A 25,005-nucleotide genomic window follows, 5' to 3' on the forward strand; every position below is an offset into this window, starting at 1 on the left:
GATGAATTATGACCGGTTTTGGTCGAAATTCAATGTCGAAACGGTTAAAAATCGGTTACTTAGCGGGAGAGGGCGGGACGGGGACGACGGGGCCGAGGAAGGCGGCGGCGGCTTCGCTGTACTGGTGGGTGGCGTGCTCGTAATCGACGCTGGCCATCACCAGGCTGCGCAGTTGGCCGCCGAGGATCCGGTGCACCCGCAATTGGGTGGTCATGGAGTAGGTCTCGCCGCGCACGGTTTCGACCTCCACCCAGAGAGCGCGCTCCCCCCACCCCTTGAGCATCGCGGCCATGCTCGCCGTGTAGGCGGCGTAATCGGCGTCGGACATGCGCACGGTCGTGCCCATGTTGAAGATCAGCAGGCCGACCTCGGGGTCGTCGGAGGGGATGTTCTTGGCGACGAAGGCCGCGGCCTTCTCGGGCGGGCAGGGGGCGAGCTGGAGGAAGGCGGCCTCCTCGCGGGTGCGCAGGGCGATCTTGTCGAGCGCCGCGTCGAGCTCGGCGATCGCGGGGAGGTTGTCGGGCCAGATGCCCGCGGTCAGCCAGCGGCGGTCGGAGATGTCCTCGGACTGGAGGGGCCGGGCCTCGAGGCCGACGCGCGCGGAGACGAGGGCCGGATCGAAGGTCGGCACCGGGGTGACCAGGTCGGCGGCCAGGTTGACGCCGGCGCCGGCGTTGACCTCGACGAGATAATACGGCAGGTCGCGCCGCTGGAAGAACAGCATGGCGGGAGCCGTCCACAGGATCGCGCGGCCCGCGATGTAGGTGCGCCGCTGGCCGCTCTTCAGGTTCTCGAAGAAGGACGGCGGCGGCGCGGCGAGGAAGCGCGCGAGGGCCACGGACGGGTCGGCCTCCGCGGTCCCCCCGCACGACGGGAAGTACGGCACGAGCGGGCAATCCGCGTCGCTCAGCGCCTCGAAGTGGAGGCAGGTGAGGTACAGGCTCCAGGCCTCGGTCCAGGCGACGAAGGCGCGCTTCTCCCAGGCCTTGGCGATCGGCTTCCACCAAGCGGGGTCGCCGCGCTTGAGCTGCTCGGCGGTCCAGCGGAGGATGGCCGACGTGACCGGCAGCGCCCCGGCCTGAAGGGCGCCGCGCTCCAGCTGGGAGACGAACTCCTCTTTCGTCACCGTCGGTATCGGCGGGTCAGTTGGGGTCTTCGGGCGAGATCAGGCCCATCTCGATGCCCTTGACGACGGCCTCGGTGCGGTTGCTGACCTCGAGCTTCTGGAAAATGGCGTTGAGGTGGTTCTTGATGGTCTTGACCGAGCACTCCATCTTGGCCGCGATCTCCTTGTTCGACATGCCGGTCCCGAGGAACACGAGCACGCGGATCTCGGTCTTCGTCAGCGCGACCGGCGAGTTGCCGTCGCCGCTGGCCATCTGGCGCAGGCCCTGGAGGAGCTTGCCCATCACCTGCTGCGGGATCATCACGCCGTCGTTGGCGAAGGCCTTGAGGGCGTTGACGAGCTCGGCGGCGGGGAGCATCTTCGAGAGGTAGCCGTTGGCGCCGGCCTGGATCGACTCCATCACGTGGGCCTCGTCCTCGTAGGAGGAAAGGATGAGGACGTTCGTGTTGGGGCATTCCTTGCGGATCAGCCGCGTCGCGGCGACGCCGTCGAGGTGCGGGAGCTTGATGTCCATCAGGATCACGTCGGGCTTGAGCTTGCGCGCCAAGCGGACGGCTTCCTGGCCGTCGGCGGCCTCGCCGACCACCTCGATGATCTTCTCGTTCTCGAGCAGATCCTTGATGCCTTCACGGAAAAGAGTTTGGTCGTCGGCGATCAGCACCTTCACGCGTTTCTTCGGGGCAGCCTTCGAAGCCATTTCGATCCTCCTGACAGTTGGCCTAGTTTAGCAGAAAATTATGGACGGATTTCACAAAAAGGTCAAGCCCGGGGAGTCTCAGGCCTTCTTGACCGGCACGGTGAACAGGAACGCGGCGCCCTTGCCCAGGCCGGCGCTCTCGACCCAGATGCGGCCGCCGTGGCTGTCGACGATCTCCCGGGAGATCGACAAGCCGAGGCCCAGCCGCCCCCCGCCGGACACGCTCTCGCCCTGGTAGAAGCTCTGGAACAGCTTGCCGACCTCCTCGGGCGCGATCCCGTCGCCGGTGTCGCGCACCGCGAAGCGCACGACCTCGACGGCGTTGTCCACGGCCTTCTCGGCGCTCATGGTCACCGCGCCGCCCTTCGGCGTGTGGCGGATCGCGTTCTCGAGAAGGTTGTTGAGGACCTGGGACAGGCGCTTCTTGTCCGCGGCGATCGTCGGCAGGCCCGGCTGGAGCTCGGTCTTGAGGGTCAGGCCGCGCACGGAGGCGCGCGCCGCGGGACCGACCGCGGTCTCCTCGACGAGCGAGCCGGCGTCGAAGAGGTTCGTCTCGAGGCGGAACTTGCCCTGCTCGATGGAGGCCCAGTCCACGAGGTCCTCGATGAGGCGGGAGATCTGGCCGATGCCGTTGGAGATGTAGCGCATCTTCTTGACCTGCTCGTCGTCGGGCTTGATCGACTGCGCGAGCATCTCGAAGCTGACCTGAAGGGTCATCAGGGAGTTCGAGAGGTCGTGCGAGGCCATCGACATGAACTTCGACTTCATCGCCGACAGGCGGAGGTTCTTGTCGTTGGCGCTCTTCAACTCCTGCTTGAGGCGCATCTTCTCGAGCGACTTGGCGATCGCCCGCTTGAGGTGGTCGAAGTTGACGGGCTTGGTGAGGAAATCGTCGACGGACTCCTGGATCGCCTTGAGCGCCGTGTCGAGGTTGGCGTGAGCCGTGATCATCAGGATCTGGCTCTCGGAGTTGAGGGCGCGGATCTTCTGGATCGCGTCGATGCCGGTGCCGTCCGTCAGGTTGTAGTCCATCAGGATGACGTCGAACTGGGTCTTCTTGACCTGGGCGACGGCCTCCGCGGCGCTCGAGGCCTGGGCGGTCTCGTAGCCCTCGACCTCCAGGTTGTCGTTGACGCTCTCGCGCATGTTCGCGTCGTCGTCGACGATCAAGATCTTGCCTTTCATATGGTCCCGGTCCTCAGGCCGTCGTCGGAATATACAATTTAAACGTCGTGCCCACGCCCACGGTGCTTTCCACGTCGACTTTGCCTTTATGGTGGTCGACCACCTTGCGCACGACGGCCAGGCCGAGGCCCGTGCCGCGCGCCTTCGTCGTGAAGAACGGGGCGAATATCTTGTCGAGGACGTCCTGGGGGATGCCGCTGCCCGCGTCGGCGATGTCGACGCGCACCCAGCCCGCCTCGGGGATGATGGTGCGGATCGTGACCTTGCCGCCCTTCGGCGCGGGCATCACCTCGATGCCGTTGCCGATGAGGTTGCGCACCGCCTGCTGCATCTCGGTCTTGTCGATCTCCACATGAGGATTAGCCGGATCAAAATGCTTGTCGACCTGGATATGGGCGGGGAACGGGTAGACGGACAGGAGCTCCTCGAGCCAGTCGTTGATGCGGACCTTCTCGAGCTGCAGCTCGCGCTGACGGGAGTAGGTCAGGATCTCGTTGATGATGCCGTTGGCCTGCTGGATCTCGGACTCGATGATCTTGATGTGCTTGGTGATCTTCGCGTCGGGCTCCCCGCCGGTGCCGAGCTTGGTCTTGATGAAGTAGATCGAGTTGTTGATGACGGCGAGAGGGTTGCGGATCTCGTGGCCGACGACGGAGGCCATCTGGCCGATCGCGGCCAGGCGCTCCTTCTTGATCAGCTCGTCCTGCGCGGCCTTCAGCTCGCGCGTGCGGGAGTCGACCCGCTTCTCGAGGAACTTCGTGAACTTCTCGAGCTCCTGCTTGGCGTGGATGAGCTCCCCCGTCTTCTCCTTGAGCGACTCGCTCATGCCGAGGAAGGTCTGGGCCAGGTCGCCGATCTCGTCGTTGGTGGTCACGACCTCGGGCAGGTCCTCGAACTGGCCCTTGCCGAGGCGGTCGGCGGCCTCCTTTAGAATACGGATGGGCTGCGTGATGTGGCCGGCGACGGCGAGGGAGAGGAGGACGGTGAAGAGGACGACCCAAACGAGCACTCGCAGGATCTGAGCCTTCATGTCGGAGGCGGTTTGATACGCGGCCTCGACCGGCTGCTGGACGTAGACGATCCAGTCGAGCTTGTCGATCAGGGCGAAGGCGCCGAGGAGGCGCCTGCCGCCCTCCAGGCCGATCTCCCCTCCGCCCTTGACGTTGTCCTGGGAGGTGAGGACCTTCTCGACCTCGGGGGGCATGCGGGCGTCGGGGCGGTAGATCTCGCGCGGGTCGGAGTGGGCGATAAGGAACCCGTCGCGCGTCATGACGGCCGCCTGACTTTTTCCGGAGGCCGGGAACTCCATCGCCAGCATGGTCGAGAGGCCGTTGAGGCTCACGCGCGCGACGATGACGCCGACGGCCTTCGCGGGCTGGACGCTCTGGTCCATGATCGGCACGGAGATGGTCACGGTCGGATAAAGGCCCTGGAAGCGCTCGAGCCGCCCGATGAACTGGCCGCGGGGGCCCATCGCGCCGGCGTAGACCTCCTCCCCCCGGAAATCGCGCATCTCGGGCGTGTTGCCCAGGAAGCGGCCGATGCGCAGGGCCTCGACGCCCTTCTCGTTCAAGACCGACAATTCCAGGACGGCGAAATGGATCTGCAGGATCCGGTTCAGATACTGCTGCTGCTTGACCGGGTTCATCGAGATGAAGTCCTCGAGGCCGGCCGTCTCGGTCAGCACGTTGCGGAAGGTCGTGACGTACTTGTAGGTCGTGTCCGAGAAGCCGACCGCCAGGGACTCCTGCATCGCCAGCGTCTCCTTGCGCAGGGACTGCTGGGTGATCCCGACGAGGTGCCAGCCGACGAAGATCATCGGCGCCAGGGAAATGAGCAGGAACCAGAAGAGGATCTTGTAGGCGAGCTTGCCGCGGTTCCTGGTGGAGGCCATGAGTTATCGTTCCGAACCCGAATTATGACGGGTCCAGAAGACGAATTTGTTTCGCACCGAGGACGTTTATTTATCCTTTCGCGGCGTTCCGCGAAAGGAGCTGCTTGATGCGGGCCGACAGCTCCGCCAGGTCGAAGGGCTTGGTGATGTATTCGTCGGCTCCGAGCTCGAAGCCCTGCTTCTTTTCCTCCGATGACAAGAACCTCCCGGTCATCATGATGAGGATGGTGATCTTGGAGCGCTTGCGCAGCTCCTGGCAGATCTGGAAGCCGGAGGAGTCCGGCAGCTGGATGTCCATGATCACGGCGTCGGGTTCGATCTTCGCCGCGGCCGCGATGCCCTCCTTGGCCGCGCCGGCCTGGTGGCACTCGAAGCCGTCGAGCTCGAGGACCTCGGCGAGGCTCTCGCGGAGGTGGGCGTCGTCGTCGATGATCAGCAGCTTGGGAAGCTTCGCCATGTTATCTCCTCATTTCCCCGCCGGGGGGAACGAGCTTGTAGCCGACGCAGGGGATGGTCGTGATGTACTTCGCCGCGACGCCGAGCTTCTCGCGAAGCCGGCGTACGTGGACGTCCACGGTCCGCGGCGAACCGAAATAGTTGTAGCCCCAGACGCGCTCGATCAGGTACGGGCGGGAAAGGACGCGGTTGGCGGAGCTCAGGAAGACGTACAGGAGGTCGAGCTCCTTCGAGGTCAGCGGCACCCGCTTTTTCGATATGTGCAGAGTGTAGCTGGTGAGGTTGAGCTCGATCTCGCCCATGTTGATGATCTCTTCGGAGGCGTTGACCTGGGTGCGGCGCAGCACCGCCTTGATGCGGGCGAGGCACTCCGCGGCGTCCCAGTTGAGCGAGAGGCACTCGTCGGCGCCGGCCTGGAAGAACGCGAGGCGCAGGGACACCTTGTCCTTCGCCGAGTCCTTGGCCGGAGCCGAGGACGGGCCCGACCGGCCGAACAGGGCGTAGGCGTGCTTGGACGGCGTCGCGGCGGCCGCCGGCTGATCGGCGTGCTCGACGAGAGCGACGATCGGCATCTGGCGCGCCGGGCCTTTGGCGCGCAGCTGCTTGACGAGGTCCACGCCGTCCTCGTCGACGAGCTTCTGGCCGATGATCAGGAGGTCGCAGCCCCGGTGAGCCAGCAGGCCCTGGACTTCCTTGGCCTTCTGGGCGACGGTGACGGTCATCCCGGCGGCCTGGAGGGCCTCGAGGATGACGGCCGCGCGATTCGGCTCACGCGAGCCGTAGACGACGCTGGTTCTCATTCTGCGCTATTCCTCGGTCCCGCCCTCATCCTCGAGTTCGAGGCTGAGTCCGCCGAGGGAACTGATCGCGGCGAAGAAGTTGTAGACGACGGCGAGGAGGAGCAGCGCGCCCTCGGTCAGCACCGCGTAGAACAAAGTGTAGAAGCCCACCGACATCGCCTTCTGCACCGCGCTCAGCGCGGCGTTCTGGGTGTTCGGCGAGACCACGAACGTGACCAGGCCGCCGAGGAAGCCCAGCAGCATCACGGTGCCGGTGATCGCGGGCCGGGTGGCCGCGAGGATGGCGATGGAGGCGATGAGCGCGCCGAGGATCGCCACGGGCGGCTTGTTCGCGAAGCCGGCGCCGAGAGCCAGCGCGGCTCCGAGGAAAACGGCGATCGGGAGGATAGGGTGCTTGAACCAATAGGGATCGATTCTCTTCACTCGATAGCTCATTTCCAATCTCCTTAATAGCGTCTGTGGGCCCGCCAAGAATAACAGAAGCGGGACGGTTTGACAAGGGCTAGACGCGAGGAGGTCGAATTTCCGTCACGTGCTTAGGGTTCCGGCAGGACGCCGGGGCCCTCGAAGATTTTGAGCAGGCGCAGGGCGTCGGGATCGTCGACGGAGGCCTCCCGCATCGTGCCGTCCTTCTGACGCAGAACATAGCCGATCGTCTCGCGGCGCGGCGCCGATCAAGGCGAATAGCGCCTCCGATCCATCCTCCGTTAAGCCCTTGGGTTCGACCGGAGATCCCGAGCGGACCGGCAACTGGAAAAGCACTTTCCCGCCCAGATCCACTCCCCCGCAGAATTCCGTAGCGACCGCCGAGCAGACCAGAAAAGCCGAGCGCGAACCGGAGGCGTGCCCGGGGGACAGAAGATCGCCGGTGAAGCGGCGGACTATCGCGGGCGCGACCGAGGCCCGAGCCGCTCCTCTGCGGAAATACAGGCGTCCTCGAGGGAGCACCGCCTGCTCCAGGGGCTTCGCGGTAGCGGAGGAGACGCCCACGAGGGCGGTCACGCCCTTGGGGAGACGATAGAATTCGACGGAGCGCTGCTTCAGGATGGCGATGCGGCCGTCGCTCCAGTAAACCTCGCCGGATCCGCCGGGCACAGCCGCCGTGCAGCAGGCGCTGCAATAACAAGGCGAATTCGGAGTTCGCTTGCGGCAGCAGGAATAGGGGCATCCCGGATCGGAGACGCATTGGGCGCCGCCTTCGTCGGGAGCGGCGGCAACGGGCGCCGAGAGCAAGAGCGCGAGCGCGAAGACGATCATGAACGGAGTATAAGCGTCGGGAAGCCGCCCGGCAAGACCCAGGAAGGACGCTAGATGCGCGCGCCGACGGTCTTGGTCTCGAAGAGGATGAGCGTGCGCCGCAGCTCTCCCTCCTCCTCGAGGTGGACGGCCTTCACGTGGCAGGGCTCGGACTTGAACATCGTGTCCGCCTCGACGACCTGGTTGGGCCGGTCGAGGGCGACGCCGACGAGGCGCAGCACGTCCTGCTGCTGGCTGTCGATGACGTCGAGCAGATGGAGCTTCCCGTCGGTGGTCACCGTGCCGGTGATCGGGAAGTTGGTGTAGAGCACGCTGTTGTCCTCGTCGACGACGATCGCGCGGTGGCTCTTGGACACGACGGCCTTCAGGATCGACTCCCACCACCGGGCTTCGGCGAGGCCGCGCTGCTTCTCCTTGACCATCGAGTTCGCGATCTCGGCCTTCACCTTCGACAGGAAGATGTTGATCGCCCCGGCCAGCTCCCCGATCTCGTCGTTGCGGGCCGGGAACTTGAGCTCGAGGTTCTTGAACGAGATCGACTCGATCGCGTCGCGCAGGTTCAGGATCGGGTTGAGCACGAAATGGTGCAGGAAGAAGTAGAGGGGGATGCCCAGGAGCAGGAGGACGCCGACCGCGCCGACGGCGTACTTGTGCATGGCCTTGTTGATGACCTTGACCACGCCCTCGCGGCTGATCTGCATGTTGAGGATGCCGAGGACTTCCCCGCGCAAAGCGAGGGGGATCGCGATGTCGTACAGCGGCATGTTCGGCACCGCGCGCACGATCGGGGTCTTGGCGAGCCAGGCCTGCTCGATCGCGTCCGTCGGCAGGCTCACCTGCTTGACGAAGTCGTCGAAGGTCTTGGTCATCATCGACGGGTCCTTGAACCAGCGCACCTCGCCGTATTTATTGAGATACAGCAGGGCGGCGATGCGGTCGTCCTTCGAGAAGCGGCTGACCGTGTCGAACTCGGGCATCGAGATCACGCCCTGGTTGCGGGAGAGGCCCTCGATGAGGGTCGGCGCGTACAGGCGGACCATGTCGATGGATTCCTGCTTGAGCTTCTCGTCGAAGGTCCATTTGAAGAGGTTGTAGTAGAAGATCCCGCCCAGGCACATCACGTAGATGCCGATGCCAGTGAACCACAGGAACCATTTCGCGGAGAGCTTCAAGCGGCGCTCCGCGCCGCTCGAACGAGCAGCCTATTCATTGGCCGGCTCCATACAGCTTCTCGATCTTCTCGAGGCCGGCGATCGCGTCGGAGTTGCCCGGGTCGAGCTGCTTGGCGTGCAGCCACTTGTCGCGGGCCTTCTCGTAGTCGCCCTTCTGGTAGTAGATGACGCCCTCGAGGTAGGCCTGCTGGGAGGCCTGCTTGTTGCTCTCCGCGGTCGCGGTGGGCGGCGGCGCGGCCTGGCCGGGCTGAGGCGCCGCGGTCCCGGCGGCGGCGGCCTTGGCCTTCTCCTCCTCCTCCTTCTTCTTCGCCTCCTCGGCGAGCTTCGCCTCCTCCTCCTTCTGCTTCTTCTTGTCCTCCTCGCGCTGCTTGGCGACCTCGACGGCGCGCTTCTTGGCGCTCTCCTCGCGGCGCATCTGCTCCTTCGCGCGGGCGACGAGCTGGTCGGCGGACTTCGGATCGTAGCCGTACTCGACGGCGTGCTTCCACTCCGAGATCGCCTTCTCGTACTGGCGGGACTCGTAGTAGCGGCGGCCCTCGGCGACGTGCTGGTTGGCGACCTCGGCGCGGATCTCGGCCTGGAGCTTCTGGGCCTTCACGTTCCCGGGGCCGGACTCGAGCACCGCGTCGAGCATCTTGAGGGACTCGAGGACGAGGCCCTGGCTGTACAGGTTCAGCGCGGCCTGGAGCTTCTCGTTGGCGTCCTGCTCGCGGGACTCGGCCTCCACCTTCGCGAGCTCGACGGTCAGGCGGGGATAGCGGGGGTTGAGCACGAGCGCGGCGTACCACTGGTCGAGAGCCTCGCGCAGGCGGTGCTGGCGGTAGGCCTGCCGGCCCTTGCGATAGTGCTCCTCGGCCATCTCGGTGCGCGCCTTGCGCAGCCAGTAGTGGGACTTGAGGTTGCCGGGGGCGAGCTTGGAGCACTCCTCCCAGCGCTGGGCGGCCTCCACGAGGCGGCCTTGACGGTACAGAGCCATGCCTTCCTCGAAGCGCTCCTCGATGAGGCGGCGCTCGGAGACCCGGGGCTTCGTCGAGCCCTTCAGGTCGATCGTCGCCCGGTTGAGGATCGACGCGTCCGAGTAGCCGGGGTCGATCGACAGGATCTTCCGCGTGAGGTCGTTGGCGGCCTCGTATTGGCCGTTCTTGTACATGTCGAAGGCGTTCTCGTACACGCTCTTGAGCGTCTTGCGGGTCACGCGCGACTTCTCGAGCTGGATCGTGTAGATGTACTTCTTCTTATCGTCCTCGGAGGAGATCGTCCCGAGGTTGAGCTTCGACATGTCGAGGAACAGCCCCTCGGTGTCGCGGGCCCGGGTCTCGGCGGCGCGCGAGCCTCCCGCGACGAGCAAGGCCATGACGGCGAGGAGCTTCGCGCTCATCAGAAGCCCAAGCCTCCCTGGACGAGGCTCTTCATCATCGGAGCCAGCATCATGATGAACACGGTCGGGAAGATGAAGATGAAGAGCGGGATGAGCATCTTGGTCGCGGCCTGCGCGGCCAGCTTCTCGGCCTTGTTGAGGCGGCGGAAGCGCATGTCCGCGGCGTAGTTGCGCAGGAGCTCGACGAGGCTCGTGCCGAGCTCGTCGGACTGGATGATGAGCCCGACGAAGGACCGGATCTCGGGCACGCCGGTGCGCATGGCGAGGCGCTTGAGCGCGTCGCGGCGCGTGTAGCCGAGCTGGACCTCGTTGAGCATCTTCTGGAGCTCGTTCTCGAGCTCGGTGCGCTGGGCCTGCTTGACGTTCTTGAGGATGCGCTCGATGGCCGCCATGTAGTCGAGGCCGGCCTCGATGGTCAGGGCCATCAGGTCGACCATCGTCGGGAAGTTGCGCATGATGTCGGCCTGGCGGGCGCGGATCTTGCCCTGGAACAGGGAGTCGGGGATGAAGAAGCCGATGATGCCGAACATCGCCGCGACCGGCGATTCCAGCATGACGTAGAGGAAGACGATGATGCCCGCCGCGAGCATCTCCTTGAGGTGCAGCATCTCGAGGGGCGTCGGCTTGGTCGGCCGGCCCATCATCATGTGCAGCTCCTCGAGCTTGACGTCGAGATGGAAGGTCTTGAGCAGGAACAGGTCGAGCTTCTCGAGCAGGCTGCCCTGCGGGTTCAGGCTCGAGAACGCGGAGCTCGTGCCGACCTCCTTCTTGGCGAGCTTGGAGAGGTCCCCCTCCTCGGCGTCGGCCGGCGGCGCGAACATGCGGCTGGCGGCCGTGTACATGGCGACGGAGCCCAGCACACCGACCGCGAGCAGGATATAGTGCATCAGGGGGTCGATGGGTGTCATATCAGACGCTGATGTCCCCGAGCTTGTTGACGATCTTCATGCCGATGCCGATCCAGATGGTGCAGAAGACGAGCGTGGCCACGCCGAGGCCGCTGAAGTAGTACTCCCTCATGGGCTGAGGCTGGAACAAGAACATGATGATCAGCATGATCCAGGGCATCACGCCGACGACGATCGCCTGGATGCGCTGCTGGGCCGTCATCGCCGCGGTCTTCTCCTGCAGCTTGGACTCCTCGCGGATGTTGTCGACGATGCGGTCGAAGATCTTGGTCAGGTTGCCGCCGACGCTGCGCTGGATGACGACCGCCTTGATCATGTAGGAGAGCAGGCGGCTCTGCACGCGCTCCTCCACGCCCTCGAGCGCCCGCTCGAGCGCGGTGCCGAGCTGATAGTTCTTGATGCACAGGCCGAACTCCTCGGAGATCGGCGGCAGGCAGTCGCGCTGCACCATCTCGAGGCAGCCGATCAGGTCGATGCCCGACTTCAGGCCGTTGGACATCAGGATCATCGCGTCCATCAGCTGCGCCTCGCACTTCTGGCCGCGCCGGAAGCGGATATTGAGCAGGAGCCAGCCGGGCAAGGTCAGGCCGGCGTAGATGCCGAACCCGCAGAAGATGATGAAGCCGAACGGGTCGAAGGTGAGCAGGCCGATCAGGAAGCCGAGCGCCATCGGACCGCCGACCAGGTAGTGGATCTTGATGACGATGAACTGGCGCTCGTACTCGTGGGCCCACTCCTTGGCCTTCAGCTTGTAGCGCTCCCAGCCGTCCGCGATCTTCTTCTCGTTGAGCGAGCCGATGGTCCAGGCGCAGGCGATGATCAGCGCGATGCCGATCATCTTGAACAGGACCGACGCCGCCTGGGAGCCCTTGTTGTCCCCCTGCTGGAACTTGAACCCGCGCGGCGTCGACTGCAGCGTCTCGAACGCGCCGTTCATCAGCGCGCCCATGGCGATGACGGCGTCCTTGTAGCGCTGCGTGTCGCCGTTGACGAGGCCGTCCATGACGCTGTCGTACTGCTTGTTGATGAGCTCGAAGTGGGCGATGACGGAACGGCCGCGCCCGCCGAGGGAGTCGCCGAGCTTGGCTCGGACGAGGCGGTCGAGCGACATCTGGAAGCGGATGCGCTTGTCCTCGTAGTCCTTGATCAGGTTGCCCGGCGGCATCAGCTGGCCGCCGTCGGAGGGCGGCAGGCTCTTGCGGACGAGCTCGAAGAACTCGTACAGGACGGACGCCGGCGCCTGCCACAGCTGCGCCTCGTTGAGGATGCCCTCGTCGGGGTCCTGCCAGACCGGGCGCTTGAGCATCGCCTCGAGCGTCTGGTCCACCCATTTGGGGATCTTGAGGCTCGCGTCCCGGTCCCGCTTGAAGTAATGGTAGAAGACCTGGGTGCGCGTGATCGCGCCCTCGACCTTCGGGCCCGCGGCGGTCTTGCCGGAGCCGACGAGGAACACGATCTCCTCGCGATTGAAGATCTGCGCGCGGGACGGGATCGCGGCGAGGCACAGGAGCAGGAGGGCGGGGAGGAGCCGGGGCATGCTAATGTCCCCCTCCGCCGTGGCCGCCGGTCGCCACGGCCTCGGCGTCGTCCGGCACCGGGATGCCCGCTTTCAGCAGCTCGTCGATGGCGTTGGGCAGGCCCTTCTTCTTCTTGGTCCGCTCGCTCATGAAGGCTTCCGGCGGGACCGGAAGCCCCTTCAGCTGGATCTCGGCGTAGCAGTGCGGGACGTAGTCCATCGCCGTGAAGTAGCCGAAGCTGACGCCCTTGTCGTCCATGCCGGTCTGGATGAAGCGGAAGATGTCCTTGGTGAGGACGCGCTGCCCGTCGCGGCCCACGCACTCCGAGATGTAGGTGACCCGGCGCTTCCCGTCGGCGAAGCGCGTGATCTGGATGAAGATGTGCACGGCGCTCGAGATCATGTCGATGAGCACGTTCATCGGCAGGTCGATGCCCGACATCAGGCACATCGCGGACAGGCGGCTGATCGACTCGGTCGGCGTGTTGGCGTGGAGGGTGGCCAGCGAGCCTTCATGGCCCGTGTTCATCGCCTGCAGCATGTCCAGCGACTCGCCGCCGCGGCACTCGCCGACGACGATGCGGTCGGGGCGCATGCGCAGGCAGTTCTTGATCAGGTCGCGGATCGTGATCTCGCCCTTGCCCTCGATGTTCGGCGGGCGCGACTCGAGGCGGATCCAGTGGTCGGCGAGCAGGCGCAGCTCGGCCGTGTCTTCCACCGTGATGATCCGTTCTCCATCGGGGATGAAGTTCGAGAGCATGTTGAGGAAGGTGGTCTTCCCGGTGCCGGTGCCGCCAGCGATCAGCATGTTCTTCTTGACGATGACCGCGGCGCGCAGGAACTCGATGAAGGTGGGGGTGCAGGCGCCGAAGCCGATCAGCTGGGTATGGGTGAAGGGCTTCGCCGAGAAGCGGCGGATCGTGAGCGTCGGGCCGGAGATGGCCAGGGGCGCTATGATGGCGTTGACGCGCGAGCCGTCCTTGAGGCGCGCGTCGACGAGGGGCACGGACTCGTCGATGCGGCGGCCGACGGGCGCCACGATGCGCTTGATGACCTGGACGACCTGCTCGTCGTTGCGGAAGCGCATCGGCAGCAGCACGAGCTGGCCCTTCTGCTCGATGTAGATCTTGTCGTACGCGTTGACCATGATCTCGTTGATGCCCGGGTCGCGCAGCAGCGCCTGCAGGGGGCCGAGGCCGAGGATCTCGTCGACGAGCTCGCCGGTGAACTGCTCGCGCTGGGCGCGGGACAGGGCCAGGCTCTGCTCGCGCTGGAGGAGGTTCTCGATGATCTGGGAGACCTTCGCGCGGTTCTCCTCGTTCTGATTGGGGTCGTCGGAGATGCGGATGCGCTCCGTCTCCATCGCGCCGACGACGAGCTTGTGCATCTTGCCCTTCAGCTCGTCCCAGAACTCGGGCACCGGGCCGGCGGATTTCGTGACGTCCTTCGCCGCGGTCTTCGGGCCTTCGGCCGCGGCGGAGGCGGCCGACTGCTTCCAGAGGATGTCCGCCGACGAGCCGAACTCCTCGGAGTCCATCGACGACTCCCAGTGCTTGACGGAGGGCTTGACCTCCATCAAACGCCCTAAAAGTATGCGAAGGGACTTGACCCAATCGCTCTGGAGCTGCTCCACGACGAGGATCTTCTGCGTGTTGGCGTACTCCGGGATGAGGTCTTCCCACGGGCAGTAGGCCAGCACGCGCTTCTGGATGGCGTTGAAGAAGCGGTCGACCTCCTTGGGCGCCAGCGCGCCGGGGAGGTTGGCCTGGTTGACGACGATCTCGAACTTGTCGAGGGCGAAGTGCAGGGCCTTGATCTCGTTGAACAGCGAGTAGGTCGCCTCGAAATGGGACCGCTGCGGCAGGCAGACCCAGTAGATCAGGTCCGCCAGGTCGAACGAGAAGATCTGCATCGGGAAGAACGGGTCCACGTCCAGGAAGAGGTCGTAGGACTCGGCCAGCGAGCCGAGGATCTTGACGACCATATTCGGGGAGAGCTTCTGGAACTCGGCGCGGTTGGCGGCGAGCGGGAGAAGGCCCACGCCCCACTGCGAGATCGGGATGCGGCCCTTCAGCAGGCGGCCCAGGCCGCCGGTGGGGTTCTCGCCGACGAGCTGGACCATGCTGGCCAAGGTCGGAGGATTGACGCCGAGGACGTAGCTCAGGTCGTTGCGGCACATGGGGTCCATGTGCACGATGACGACCTTGCGGTTCTGGCTGCCGGCCCAGGCGAGCGCCAGGTTGAGGCAGGTCGTGGTCTTGCCCACGCCTTCCTTGGGTCCGGTGAAGACGACGACGCGCCCCGGCTCCTTGAAGGAGGTCGGGGCGCCGCTCGCGTCCGGGCGGGGCGTGTCAGCCATGGCCGCGCACCGCCCTCATTTCACGATCTCCATGGTGATGAAGAGGAAGAGCGACTTCTGCTCCTCGACGACGCTCGTCGTCGTGAAGAGCAGTCCGAGGATCGGGATGCTGCCGATGAACGGGACCCTGGTCTTGGCGACGCTCTTGGTGCTGGACTTCAGGCCGCCGATGACGAGGGTCTCGCCGCTCTTGATCTCGACGGCCGTCTGGATCTGACGCGTGATGATCGAGGGCACCGAGGTGTTGCCGACCTGGACCGGCTTCGAGAAGTCGGCGTTGGACACCTCGAGCTGCAGCTCGGCGCGGATCGTGTCCTTCTTATTGGGGTTGATGACCGGGACGATGTTCAGGATCACGCCGAACTTCTTGAAGTCGGCGGTGACGGTGCCGTTGCCGTTCGCCGACGGATACGGGATCTCGCCGCCGACGACGAAGTTGGCCTGCGACTGGGCCTGGACCACGACCTTCGGGTTCGAGAGGAGCTGGGCCTTGCCTTCGGTTTCAAGCATCTTGAGCTGGGTCTGGAGCTGGGTCTGACGCGCGAAATCGCCGATACGGTAGATGCCCGGGATCGTCTTCTCGGCGAAGCCGATGCCGGCCGCGAAAGGAGTCCACGAGAAACCGATGTCGCGCTGCACGGAACCCGAGATCTCGACGATGTCCGCCGAAACGGCGATCAGCGAGTCCTCCGGCTGAGCCGAGGCATTCGCCGCAAGAGCGCAAACAAGAGCCGCCGCCGTCCACAGTTGTCGATTCATGGTGTCGAGACTTAGTGCCGTCAGTCCGGTCTTACTATCGGAAAAGCTTGCGGAAGCTGGCCATCTCCATCGGGTGCATCTCGGCGTCGCCGAGACCGCGCATGATCACCGTCGTGTCGCCCTGCTTGATGGCCAGGGCCAGGTACTGGGCTTCGTTCGGGTTGAGCGCGAGGCTGACGGAGGCCTTCTCCGAGAAGGCGGCGGTCTTCTCCTCTTTGTCGCCGAGATTCTTGAACTGACGCGCGTTCATGCCCTGCCCGAGGTTGGTGCCGACCGCGATCACGAGCACGTTCTGAAGGATCGTGGCCGTGACCTTCTCCTTGCGGCCGTCGTTCATGAGCGCGTCGAATGTGACGAGCACGTCCACGCGGTCGCCGGGCTTGATCAGGATCTTCATCTCCTGGTCGATCGGCAGGATCGCGCCGCGATAGCCGGGAGGGATCTTGACGCTGAGGCCGGATTCGGGGGACAGCGAGATCAAGGATGACTGCGTCAGCTGGTTTCCCTTCGGCACGCGGCTGCGCGTCACCAGGTTGACGATGAGCTTCATGTCGCCCTGGGTCTTGATCTCGAAGGAGTCCTGCTGCATGAACTTGCGCGGCACCTCGAGGACCTCGACCATGTCCTCCTTGAGGACCGTGCGCTCGGGGATGTCGACGCGGGCGGACAGGACCTTGGCGGTCTCGTAGGCTCCCCGCAGGGCGCTCTCCTTGCTGCTGAGCACCATCAGATAGAATACGGCGGCGCCCATCGCGAGGAGCATCGGGACCAGCACGCCTTTCTTTTCCATGTTTATCGATTCCCTATTTCTTGAGCGGCGACTCGATCGGCATCCTGACGACCGCCTGAAGCAGGCGCATGCCCGTTCCCTTCGGCTTGGCCAGGATCACGCTGCTGATCGGAAAAACGAGCTTGATGTTGTTGTTGCCGGTGATGATGAGATCGAAATTGTCCTGCTGCGACTGCGGGTCGGTCAGGGTCTTTTCCGTCCCGCAGGAGACCGTCGCCGACTGGATGATCGTTTTCATGATTTCGTTGAGCTTGCCGCAGCCGTGTCCCGGAGGCGACGTCGTCGTCATGCCGCCGATGCGGGCCACTTCGTACGTCGCGTGATTCAAAAGGATCAGCTGGAACGAGACGTATCCGATCTCCATGATCGTGAAAATGATCGTCAGGAACACCGGCAGGATCAGGAGCATCTCGACGACGACCTGGCCCGACCGCCCGACTCGAAGCCTTTTCACGGCCTTTCTCCCCCAGGCTATGCTCCGGGCCCTCGCGGGCCCGGAGCCGGCCCGGCGAACTAGTTCCCGCTGCCGCTGCCCATCTGGCCGGCGGCGCCGGTGATCATCTGCTGGATGTTGTTGAACAGCGTCGGCATGAACTTCTTGAGCATCGCGCCCGAAACGAGCACGACGCCGACGACGACCGTGAGCATCAAGAGATACTCGACCGTGTTCTGACCCTTGCGATTGGACGCCTTCGCCTTGAGCCACGACCCCACCTGAGACAGTTTCATGAGCATGTAATTCTCCCCTTCCAGGAATTCCGTCGATTCTATTTCGGATAAGTCGACAAGATCTTGACGCCCGCGATCGTGAACAGCTTCTTCAGCTGCCCCTGAAGGAACCCGTACATCCCCGCGAAAACGGTGACCAAGGCCACCGTCGTGAGCAGGTACTCGATGGCCGTTTGGCCATTCTTTCCTTTTACGATCCGACGAAAAGAACGTGTCTTCATCCGTTCTGAGTGTAACACCCGACCTATAGCGTGTCAATACGTTGGCCATTAAAAAACCATTAAAATTTCAACTTGACTGAGATCTGGTCGACCGTGCCGAGCGCACCATAAGGAACGAAGGCGTAGTCCAGGGACACGCCGTAGCCGAAGGCCTGGGACGTGTACATGCCGAAGCCGAAGGACAGGTTGCTGGCGCGGTCCAGGCGCAGGGTCTTCAGGGTCTCGTCCGAGCTCTGGCCGAGGGAATCGGCGTTGCGGTAGCCGAGGCGGAACGACAGCTGGCCGACGTCGAGGTACTCCTCGGGAAGCTGGAACTCCCCGCCCAGGCCGATGCGCGCGCCGCTGTCGGAGGCCTTGCTCAGCTCGAGGCCCACGGTCACGAAGTCGCCGAGGCGCACGCCGGCGCCGCCGCGGGTGATGCGCGGGACGTTGGCCGCGCCCGAGCCGAAGTTCTGCATCGCGAAGCCGAGCGACAGCGTCGGGTTCGGCTTCAGGATCACGCCGACGTCGCCGACGACCGTGTCCTTGACCGCGCCGGCGATGTCCTCGTGCACGACCCGCAGGGAGCTGCCGAGGAAGAGCTTCTCGTACCAGAAGGAGCGGGCGAGGCCCACCGACATCAGGCCGTCCCGCACGCCGACCTCGCTGCCGGGCTGGGGCACGCCTTGGGAGTCGCGGATGTCGAAGCCGCTGACGCTGATGTAGGAAAGGTTCGCGCCCCAGGTCGTCCGACCCATCGGGTGCGCGTAGGCGAGGTAGAGCGGAGAGTCCACGTCCTGGATGTAGCGCAGGTAGGAGAAGCCGAGCTCGCGCTGCTGGGTGACGGCGAGGCCGGCCGGGTTCCAGGACATCGCGTCGGCGCCCTCGGAGAGCGCGACGTACGCTCCGCCCAGGGCCATCGCGCGGGCCGAGCCCTGTCCGATCTTCAGGAAGTTGGCGCCGCTGGTGCCGACGTTCGAATCGGCGGCGCGCGCGGATTCCGTGGCCGGACCGAACGCCGCGAGCAGGGCGAGGACGCACAGGGCGAGGGAGATCGTTCTCACTGGATCAGCACCTTTTTGACCGTCTGGAGGATGTTCTTGCCGCCTTCGGTCTCCTCGACCCTGATCACCGCGAAATAAAGACCGCGCGCGACCTTGTTGCCCGATTGGTTGATCTTGCTCCAGACGTACGACACCGGCCCGGCCTGGAAGGAGGGCGGGACCTCCCCGAAGTTCTTGTCCAGGACGAGCTCGCCCGAGATCGTGTGCAGCTTCATCTTCACGACGGCGCGGAAGGGCGAGTAGATCTGGAACGTGGTCGACTCGCCGCTGACCGGGTTCGGGTAGTTGAAGGTGTTGTTGATGAAGTCCTCGGCCGGGGACAGGGACGCGTTGCGCACCAGCGGGATCTCGTCGATCAGGCGGTCGAGCGAGAGCGCGGCGGGGTTGAGGACGTTCCCGGTGTTGTCGTCGATCGCGGCCATGTCGGTCGAGCCGACGATCTTGAACTTATAGGAGCCGTCCTTGAGCAGCGAGAACTTGAAGTCGGTGCCGTCCCACGAGTCGTTGATCTGCGTGCGGGCGGGGCGGACGCCGACGATGCGCTTGACCAGCGACTGCGACTCGGGAGGAGTGGGATTCCCGGCGAGGTCGAAGATGGTGCCGGATTTATAGATCTTGATCGCGACCTTCATGGTCTCCGACACCTGATAGGAGAGCACGGCCGGCCCGGAGTCGGCGCGCAGCGGCGTGATCGCCAGGTCGAAGATGCGCAGCGGGTCGAAGGCGATGGTCAGCTGCGCGGTCGCGCCGGAGGACAGCACCGAGGCGACGTCCTCGGCCACCGCGCGGACCAGGTAGAACCCGGACGGAGGGAAGTTGCCCGAGTCGTTGCGGCCGTCCCAGACGTCCGTCTGGAGGAGGCCGGCGGGGCGGACCGCGCCGGCCACGATCGTACGGACGACCGACGCCGGGATGTTCGTGTTGAGGATCTGGATCGTCACCGACGACTGCCGGGTCAGGGCGTAGTTGATCGTGAACGGGTGCAAGGTGATCGAGTTGCTCGAGTTGAACAGCTCCGGCGTGTCGGGGAGCACGTTGAACTGGGTGAAGATGATCGAGCCGCGGGCCACGGTGATGTTGCCGAACACCTTGTCCGACGCGAAGTACTTGGGCGTCGTCGTCGACTGCGCCGTGAGCGTGAAGATGTAGTTCCCGTCCGGGACGAACAGGCCGTTGACGTCGCGGCCGTCCCAGAACTCGGAGATCTTGAGGCGGCCGGGGCGCAGGCCGCGGAAGGTCACCACGGGCGCCGCCTGCAGCGCGGCCGGCGTCAGGACCGACGCGCTCGTGCAGGCCGCCGGCGGGGTCTGGGAGGCGCAGGGCGGCCAGGCTCCGGTGCTGTTGACGATGACCGAGCCCGGAGGATAGATGTTCCAGGCCACGAACATGGGCTGGGAAAGCTGGTAGTTGAGGACGACGTTGTCGGAGGCGCCGCTGAGCAGCGGAGTGACCGCGACGTCGGTGATCCGGAACAGGTCGACCGGGAACATCGCGGTCGTCGTGGACACCTTGGCGGGCTGGGCCGGATCGCTCGCCGTCAGCTGGATGAGGTAGGTGCCCGAGGAGACCACGTTGCCGGAGTCGTCCGTGCCGTCGGTCCAGACCTCGGCGTTCGAGAAGGCTCCGGGCCGGGTCTCGTTGTTGACGAGCGTCTTGACCAAGGTGTTCCCGTTCGCGTTGAAGATCTTCATCGACACGTTCGCGTCTCGGGTCAGCGTATAGCGGAAGGTGAAGGGGTTGATGCCCGCCACCGCGGGGCTCGAGCCGACCACGGTCGAGGTCGGGGAGATCTGGGTGATGCCGACGAGGCCGCGGAGCACCGGCAGGAAGCCGATCTTGGCGATCGAGGTCCACACGCGCCGGTCGAACGCGCTGCTGCGGTAGGGCGCGCCGCGCTGCGAGGGCAGCGCCGCGTAGATCACGAAGACGTAGTCGCCGTCGTCGACGAGGTTGCCCGCCGTGTCCCGGCCGTCCCAGAAGCTGATGACCTGGGAGCGGAGCGTCTTGACCTCGGAGATGCTCTTGACGGGAGCCACGGCGAATCCGCCGGCGCAGTCGCCCATGCGCGGGGCGAACTTCTTGGCCGGCGCCAGGGGGTCGGCGCCCGCCGGGTCGCCCTGGATGTTGTTGACGTCCGCCAGCGCGGTGTCGACGGCGCTGTTGAGGACGGTGTCGCAGAACTGGGTGTTGGGCGGATAGATGTCGATGTAGACGGTGGCCGCCTCGGTCAGCAGGTAGGACATCACCGCCAGCGAGGTCGAGCCGCCCGTGAGGGGCTGAACGCGGATGTCCGTGATCTGCAGGGGATCGATCGCCACCTGGCGCGTGGTCGCGATGGAGATGTCGCCGAAGTTGTTGGCGCCGACGCCGGTGAACTTCGTGTACTGGTCGATGCTGTTGGCCTGGAACACCGCGAGGTAGTTGCCCGCCGTCAGGATGTTGCCGTTCTCGTCGCGCCCGTCCCAGGAATCGCCGTTGAGCAAGGTGCCCTGGGGCATCCCTTCGCCGACCTTCGGGAGGCCGGGCACGACGCGCCGGAGCTGATCGTAAGGAGGAAGCGAGCTGTTGATCGTCAGGTACATCGTCGCGTCCTTCGACAGGCGGTACGTGAAGTTGTAGGGCTGCGCCGCGACGCCGGTGATCTGGCCGACGACGGTCGGCGAGGAGCGGATGACGTGCACGTTCGTCACGTCCACGGCGATCGGCTTCTGCGAGACCGCGGCGAGGTTGTTGTCCAGCGTCGCGCCGGACGGATAGGCCCGCGTCGCCGTGATCGAGATGTTGCCGCTGGCGCCGACCTGGTTGGTCTTGACCGAGACGCGGAAGCCGAACTGGCCGTTGGTCTTGCCGAACTCGCCCTGGATGTTGGCCGAGCCGTCCCACATCACGCACGCGGCCTCGACGCCGCCGTTGGGGACCGTCGGGTCGGCGAGGTTCGCGGAGCCGGGGACGTCGATGAAGAAGGTGCGCAGGGGCGGCGTCGAGGCGGGATCCAGCGGGTTGGAGCCGTCCTGGAACTTGAACAGCTCGAAGCTGATCTCATCGATGGCCACGTCGCCGGCGGTGGAGCTGTTGACGCCGATCTGCGTGCACAGGAACACGCGGTCCTGACAGAAGTTGGCGTCGATGGTCCCGGAGGGGCGCGCCAGCGCGTTGCAGCGCAGCGGTCCGTTCTCCTCGAACTCGATATGCGGCTCGTTGGAGATGTTGCCGGTCCCGGGGCGGTCGGAGAGCGGGCAGCGGAAGATGGTCGGGGTGCCGACGTAGGTCGTGCACACCGCGGGGCTGGCGACGAACGCGGTGTTGATGAAGACCTGGACCGACTGCGCCGCGGCGCGGAGCGGCGAGAGCGCGATGGCGGCGACGAGGACGAAGGCCGCGCGTGTCTGGCTCGAGGGGCGCCGGTGTCTGTTCATGTTGTCGTTTCTTTGCGGCGATATGTCTTCCGAGTCTAGAGTGTACCGCAACGTCGTTACCGGCTGATTAAAGGAATGTTAAAAGATGGCAAAGGGTATTCTTCGATGCAACCGCAGACGGAGCAAGGCGGGCTGCGCTCTCTCGGCCGACGGCCCGACGAGCGCCCACACGCGGCGGCCCTTCTCGCCCGGCAGGACCGCGAAGCCGACCGTCGCGGGGTCGGGGGACGGGTGGTTCTCCTTCAGGGCGAAGCGTCCGTCCTTGAGCGCGTAGATCATGATGCGGCGGGACTTGGTGTCGTGCAGCCACAGGCGGCCGTCGACCCAGGCCATCGCGTTGGGCACCACGTCCTCCTCTATAGGGAAAGACTGGTACGTCGCCTCGTCCGCGGCGTGGCGGTACAGCGCGCGGTTGGCCGCGTCGTAGGACCAGAGCGAGGAGCCGTCGAAGGCGAGGGCCGTCGGCGCGGGACCGGGCGACGGGACCGCGGCCACGACGGCCTCGGGACGCGAGGCCATGGCGCGGAGCAGGCGAGCGCGGGCCGAATCGAGGGTCCACATCCGTCCGTCGCCGAACGCCACCGCCGTCGGGCGGAACAGCCCGCCGGCGGGCACGGCGACCTCGCGGACGGCGCGGCGTGGGTCGGCGGGATCGAGGGCGCTGATGCGCCCCCCCCAATCCGCGACCCAGAGCAAGGTCCCGTCGAAAGCGAGCGCGGCCGGATTGAGCGCCGCGACGGGCGCGGTCGCCTCGGGCTCGAAGCGCCACTCGGCGCCCCAGCGCCAGGCCGGGACGGCGGCCGCGATCAGCGCGGCGGCGGCGAGCGCGAGGGCGGCGGCGCGGACCCGGCGCGCGCGGACCGACGCCGCCCGTCCGGCCTCGACGCCCGCCTGCGCGGCGACGGCGCGGTCGCGCTCCTCGCGGCTCTCGATCTGGCGCATGCGGCTGGCGACCGCCTCGGCGGCGGCCGTCGTCTCGCGGATCTTGCCCGTAAGACTGTCCGTGAAGGTGAGATGCGACTTCTCCTTCTGCTGGAGCTCGCCGTGCCAGGCCTCGCGCTCGCGGCGCAAGGTCTCTTCCCACTGGGCGAGCTCCTGGCGCTGGGCCTCCCAGGTCGAGCGCTCGCGGTCCCAGAGCTCGCGCCACTGCGCGCGCTCCTCTTCCCAGAGCTTCTGCAGGTCGGCGAAATGGCGCTCGACCTCGTCGGTCTTCTTGAGCGCACGCTCCCGCTCCTCTTCCACGCGGACCCGCTCGTGGCGCTCGAGCAGGAGCTCGGCCAAGGTCTTCTCGAGGGCGTTCTTCGCCTCGGAGAGGCTGCCCTTGAGCGCGCTCACCGTCTCGTCGGCCTTCGCGGCTTCCTGCTGGCGGCGCTCGGCCGCCGTCTGGACGTCCTTCAGATCGATGAGGCTCTGCGTCTCGCGCTTGGCCCAGCGCGCCTCGGCCTCCCGCGCGCGCTCCACCTCGGCCGTGATGCGGGCGCGCGATTCCTCGAGCGCCGCCTCCAGACGCCGGCGCTCCTCGCGCTCGTGCTCGAGCGCGCGCGCGGCGAGCTCGAGGCGCTGCTGCGCGTCGAGCAGCTGGCCGTAGACGAGCTCGTCGCTGCCGTCGGCGCGGACGCGGAGCTCCTCGGCTTCCTTCTGAAGGGCTTCGGCGCGCGCACGCCAGACCTTCAGGGACTCCTCCTTCGAGGCGATCGCCTCGGCCAGGGCGGCCTCGCGGCGGCGCTGCTGGGTCTTGAGCATGGACACCGTCTCCCACGCGAGCTCGGCGCCCGCCGCGGAAGGCGCGACGGGAGGCGTCGCCGCTTCGGCGGAGGCGGAGCCGAGGCGCGTCCAGAGACGCTCGATCTCGCGGCTCAAGTCTTCGGGAGGCAGGTGTCCCACGGGATGAAGTATAGGGTCCGAAGGCCGGGGTTTCTTTTCGGAAATATGAACGGTGCTACTTGGCGCGCTGGAGACGGCGCAGCTCGGTGCTGGCCTCGCTCAGGTCCACGCCCGCGTCGCGATACTCGCGCAGGATGCGGCCGACCTTCTCGAGCAGGACGGCATCCGCGGCGCCGGAGAGCTTGGCGCGCTGGTAGGAGCGCCAGTCCTCCTGGAAGAGCGAGACGCGCACCTGACGCGCGGCGCTCTCGCGGTCGGCCTTCACCTTCTCGAAGGTCTCCGCGGCCTTCTGCTGGCGGGTCTCGAGCTCGCGCAGGCGGCGCTTGGCGTCGACCTCGGAGGCCCGCTTCAGCTCGACTTCCTTGCCGAGGGCCGACATCTCGGCGCGCAGGCGGTTGAGCTCCTCGGCGAGCTTCCACTGCTTGACCGAGCTCGCCTCGAGGGCCTCGCCGAGCTGGCGGCGGTAGCGCAGCTCCTGGGACAGCAGCTTCTCGTACTCCCCCTCCGGATCGGCCCTTCCGAAGCGCACGGACAGGGAGAGGCCGTGGCCGAAGCGGGTGGTGCCGGTCATCGGGACCGTCATCGAGTAGTCGACCCGGGCGCCCTGCGCGCGCCAGCCCAGGCCCCAGCTCCACGTGCGCGTGCCCTCGCCGAGGGACATGCCCGAGCGCAGGGCGTACTGCCCCGCGCGGGCGGTGGCCCACCAGCGCTCGAAGCCGAGGGCCATCGTGTGCTGGCCGTTGCCGCTCTGGGACGACTCGCGCTTCGTGAGGTCGGCGGCGAAGATGACGCCGCGCACCTGCTCGGCCGCGCCGATCTTGAGCGTCAGCGGGGCGCGGTCCGCCTTGAATTTCGGACTGCCGAAGTTGAGGAGCGACGCGCCGAACGCGTAGCGGTCGCTGAAGCGGTACAGCGTGCCCATGTCGAGGGCCAGATGGTTCCCCGAGCCGCCGCCCGAGTCGAAGGCGCTCGACAGGAGCTTGAGGCCGCCGCCGAAGTCCACGCCCCCGCCCTCCGTCTCGCGCAGTCCGCGCGTGCCGTACATGACGCCGATGGCGCGGTCGCCGCCCACGCCCGTGCGGCGGTCGTAGCGCATGTCGAGGCCGACCGCGCCGTTGAGGATCTCCTGGCGGAGAGGGACGACGATGCCCGCGCGAGCCGAGTCGCGGTCCGACTCGCCGGAGGGGATGTGGAACTGGCGCAGGTAGGCCATCGACGCCTCGAGGCTCGACGCCTGGCCGAGGGACGCCGGGTTGTAGGCGAGCACGCCCGGATCGTCGACGACCGCGGTGAACGCCCCGCCCATCGCGATGTCCCGCGGCCCGAAGCCCGCGTCCTCGAACGCGGCGAAGGACGTCCCCGGCAGAGCCAGGACCGATAGGACGGCCAACAGCGCGCGGATCGGGCGCATCGCG

General features: G+C 66.1%; 21 protein-coding genes. All 21 read right to left on the reverse strand.

Going from position 1 to position 25,005, the window contains the following annotated elements; translation table 11 throughout:
- Positions 1 to 55 precede the first annotated feature (55 nt).
- Complete coding sequence (locus tag HYV14_03295) at positions 56 to 1,126, reverse strand: DUF2332 family protein (protein MBI2385021.1); 1,071 nt, start codon at positions 1,124 to 1,126, stop codon at positions 56 to 58.
- A gap of 16 nt (positions 1,127 to 1,142) precedes the next feature.
- Positions 1,143 to 1,823: a response regulator transcription factor gene (locus HYV14_03300; protein MBI2385022.1), complete on the reverse strand. Its 681-nt coding sequence runs from the start codon at positions 1,821 to 1,823 to the stop codon at positions 1,143 to 1,145.
- A gap of 78 nt (positions 1,824 to 1,901) precedes the next feature.
- Entirely contained in the window at positions 1,902 to 3,008 is a 1,107-nt protein-coding gene (locus tag HYV14_03305; protein ID MBI2385023.1) for a response regulator, read from the reverse strand.
- Between the two features lie 13 nt (positions 3,009 to 3,021).
- The gene (locus tag HYV14_03310; protein MBI2385024.1) at positions 3,022 to 4,902 is read right to left on the reverse strand and encodes a HAMP domain-containing protein; all 1,881 of its coding nucleotides are present in this window, start codon (positions 4,900 to 4,902) and stop codon (positions 3,022 to 3,024) included.
- A gap of 70 nt (positions 4,903 to 4,972) precedes the next feature.
- Positions 4,973 to 5,359: a response regulator transcription factor gene (locus tag HYV14_03315; protein MBI2385025.1), complete on the reverse strand. Its 387-nt coding sequence runs from the start codon at positions 5,357 to 5,359 to the stop codon at positions 4,973 to 4,975.
- A 1-nt stretch (position 5,360) separates the two neighbouring features.
- Entirely contained in the window at positions 5,361 to 6,158 is a 798-nt protein-coding gene (locus tag HYV14_03320; protein MBI2385026.1) for a response regulator transcription factor, read from the reverse strand.
- Positions 6,159 to 6,164: 6 nt separating this feature from the next.
- The gene (locus HYV14_03325; GenBank protein ID MBI2385027.1) at positions 6,165 to 6,593 is read right to left on the reverse strand and encodes a hypothetical protein; all 429 of its coding nucleotides are present in this window, start codon (positions 6,591 to 6,593) and stop codon (positions 6,165 to 6,167) included.
- Between the two features lie 872 nt (positions 6,594 to 7,465).
- Positions 7,466 to 8,587, reverse strand: a complete 1,122-nt coding sequence (locus HYV14_03330) for a hypothetical protein (GenBank protein ID MBI2385028.1) — start codon at positions 8,585 to 8,587, stop codon at positions 7,466 to 7,468.
- 34 nt (positions 8,588 to 8,621) lie between these two features.
- The gene (locus HYV14_03335; GenBank protein ID MBI2385029.1) at positions 8,622 to 9,965 is read right to left on the reverse strand and encodes a tetratricopeptide repeat protein; all 1,344 of its coding nucleotides are present in this window, start codon (positions 9,963 to 9,965) and stop codon (positions 8,622 to 8,624) included.
- On the reverse strand, positions 9,965 to 10,873 hold the full coding sequence (locus HYV14_03340; protein MBI2385030.1) for a type II secretion system F family protein: 909 nt from the start codon (positions 10,871 to 10,873) through the stop codon (positions 9,965 to 9,967). The genes HYV14_03335 and HYV14_03340 overlap by 1 nt, the downstream gene beginning before the upstream one ends.
- Position 10,874: 1 nt before the next feature.
- Complete coding sequence (locus HYV14_03345; protein ID MBI2385031.1) at positions 10,875 to 12,410, reverse strand: type II secretion system F family protein; 1,536 nt, start codon at positions 12,408 to 12,410, stop codon at positions 10,875 to 10,877.
- A 1-nt stretch (position 12,411) separates the two neighbouring features.
- On the reverse strand, positions 12,412 to 14,748 hold the full coding sequence (gene tadA / locus HYV14_03350; GenBank protein ID MBI2385032.1) for a Flp pilus assembly complex ATPase component TadA: 2,337 nt from the start codon (positions 14,746 to 14,748) through the stop codon (positions 12,412 to 12,414).
- 15 nt (positions 14,749 to 14,763) lie between these two features.
- On the reverse strand, positions 14,764 to 15,507 hold the full coding sequence (locus HYV14_03355) for a type II and III secretion system protein (GenBank protein MBI2385033.1): 744 nt from the start codon (positions 15,505 to 15,507) through the stop codon (positions 14,764 to 14,766).
- 34 nt (positions 15,508 to 15,541) lie between these two features.
- On the reverse strand, positions 15,542 to 16,297 hold the full coding sequence (cpaB, locus tag HYV14_03360; protein MBI2385034.1) for a Flp pilus assembly protein CpaB: 756 nt from the start codon (positions 16,295 to 16,297) through the stop codon (positions 15,542 to 15,544).
- A gap of 13 nt (positions 16,298 to 16,310) precedes the next feature.
- Positions 16,311 to 16,751 carry a pilus assembly protein gene (locus HYV14_03365; protein ID MBI2385035.1) on the reverse strand — a complete coding sequence of 147 codons (441 nt, stop codon included), beginning with the start codon at positions 16,749 to 16,751 and terminating at the stop codon, positions 16,311 to 16,313.
- A gap of 59 nt (positions 16,752 to 16,810) precedes the next feature.
- Positions 16,811 to 17,032, reverse strand: coding sequence for a hypothetical protein (locus HYV14_03370; GenBank protein MBI2385036.1), 222 nt, complete (start codon positions 17,030 to 17,032; stop codon positions 16,811 to 16,813).
- A gap of 32 nt (positions 17,033 to 17,064) precedes the next feature.
- Complete coding sequence (locus HYV14_03375; GenBank protein ID MBI2385037.1) at positions 17,065 to 17,247, reverse strand: hypothetical protein; 183 nt, start codon at positions 17,245 to 17,247, stop codon at positions 17,065 to 17,067.
- A 59-nt stretch (positions 17,248 to 17,306) separates the two neighbouring features.
- Positions 17,307 to 18,290, reverse strand: coding sequence for a PorV/PorQ family protein (locus tag HYV14_03380; GenBank protein MBI2385038.1), 984 nt, complete (start codon positions 18,288 to 18,290; stop codon positions 17,307 to 17,309).
- Complete coding sequence (locus HYV14_03385) at positions 18,287 to 21,706, reverse strand: hypothetical protein (GenBank protein MBI2385039.1); 3,420 nt, start codon at positions 21,704 to 21,706, stop codon at positions 18,287 to 18,289. Before HYV14_03385 ends, HYV14_03380 begins: the two co-directional genes overlap by 4 nt.
- 78 nt (positions 21,707 to 21,784) lie before the next feature.
- The gene (locus HYV14_03390; GenBank protein MBI2385040.1) at positions 21,785 to 23,590 is read right to left on the reverse strand and encodes a hypothetical protein; all 1,806 of its coding nucleotides are present in this window, start codon (positions 23,588 to 23,590) and stop codon (positions 21,785 to 21,787) included.
- Positions 23,591 to 23,645: 55 nt separating this feature from the next.
- The gene (locus HYV14_03395; protein ID MBI2385041.1) at positions 23,646 to 25,001 is read right to left on the reverse strand and encodes a hypothetical protein; all 1,356 of its coding nucleotides are present in this window, start codon (positions 24,999 to 25,001) and stop codon (positions 23,646 to 23,648) included.
- Positions 25,002 to 25,005: the final 4 nt, after the last annotated feature.

Source organism: Elusimicrobiota bacterium (assembly GCA_016182905.1).
GTDB lineage: Bacteria > Elusimicrobiota > Elusimicrobia > UBA1565 > UBA9628 > GWA2-66-18.

Bases quoted from the DNA above. Each gene is read 5' to 3' on its own strand.
- HYV14_03300 (MBI2385022.1), bottom strand. From the start codon at position 1,823: ATGGCTTCGAAGGCTGCCCCGAAGAAACGCGTGAAGGTGCTGATCGCC.
- HYV14_03305 (MBI2385023.1), bottom strand. From the start codon at position 3,008: ATGAAAGGCAAGATCTTGATCGTCGACGACGACGCGAACATGCGCGAG.
- HYV14_03310 (MBI2385024.1), bottom strand. From the start codon at position 4,902: ATGGCCTCCACCAGGAACCGCGGCAAGCTCGCCTACAAGATCCTCTTC.
- HYV14_03315 (MBI2385025.1), bottom strand. From the start codon at position 5,359: ATGGCGAAGCTTCCCAAGCTGCTGATCATCGACGACGACGCCCACCTC.
- HYV14_03320 (MBI2385026.1), bottom strand. From the start codon at position 6,158: ATGAGAACCAGCGTCGTCTACGGCTCGCGTGAGCCGAATCGCGCGGCC.
- HYV14_03325 (MBI2385027.1), bottom strand. From the start codon at position 6,593: ATGAGCTATCGAGTGAAGAGAATCGATCCCTATTGGTTCAAGCACCCT.
- HYV14_03335 (MBI2385029.1), bottom strand. From the start codon at position 9,965: ATGAGCGCGAAGCTCCTCGCCGTCATGGCCTTGCTCGTCGCGGGAGGC.
- HYV14_03340 (MBI2385030.1), bottom strand. From the start codon at position 10,873: ATGACACCCATCGACCCCCTGATGCACTATATCCTGCTCGCGGTCGGT.
- HYV14_03345 (MBI2385031.1), bottom strand. From the start codon at position 12,410: ATGCCCCGGCTCCTCCCCGCCCTCCTGCTCCTGTGCCTCGCCGCGATC.
- tadA (MBI2385032.1), bottom strand. From the start codon at position 14,748: ATGGCTGACACGCCCCGCCCGGACGCGAGCGGCGCCCCGACCTCCTTC.
- HYV14_03355 (MBI2385033.1), bottom strand. From the start codon at position 15,507: ATGAATCGACAACTGTGGACGGCGGCGGCTCTTGTTTGCGCTCTTGCG.
- cpaB (MBI2385034.1), bottom strand. From the start codon at position 16,297: ATGGAAAAGAAAGGCGTGCTGGTCCCGATGCTCCTCGCGATGGGCGCC.
- HYV14_03370 (MBI2385036.1), bottom strand. From the start codon at position 17,032: ATGCTCATGAAACTGTCTCAGGTGGGGTCGTGGCTCAAGGCGAAGGCG.
- HYV14_03375 (MBI2385037.1), bottom strand. From the start codon at position 17,247: ATGAAGACACGTTCTTTTCGTCGGATCGTAAAAGGAAAGAATGGCCAA.
- HYV14_03385 (MBI2385039.1), bottom strand. From the start codon at position 21,706: ATGAACAGACACCGGCGCCCCTCGAGCCAGACACGCGCGGCCTTCGTC.
- HYV14_03395 (MBI2385041.1), bottom strand. From the start codon at position 25,001: ATGCGCCCGATCCGCGCGCTGTTGGCCGTCCTATCGGTCCTGGCTCTG.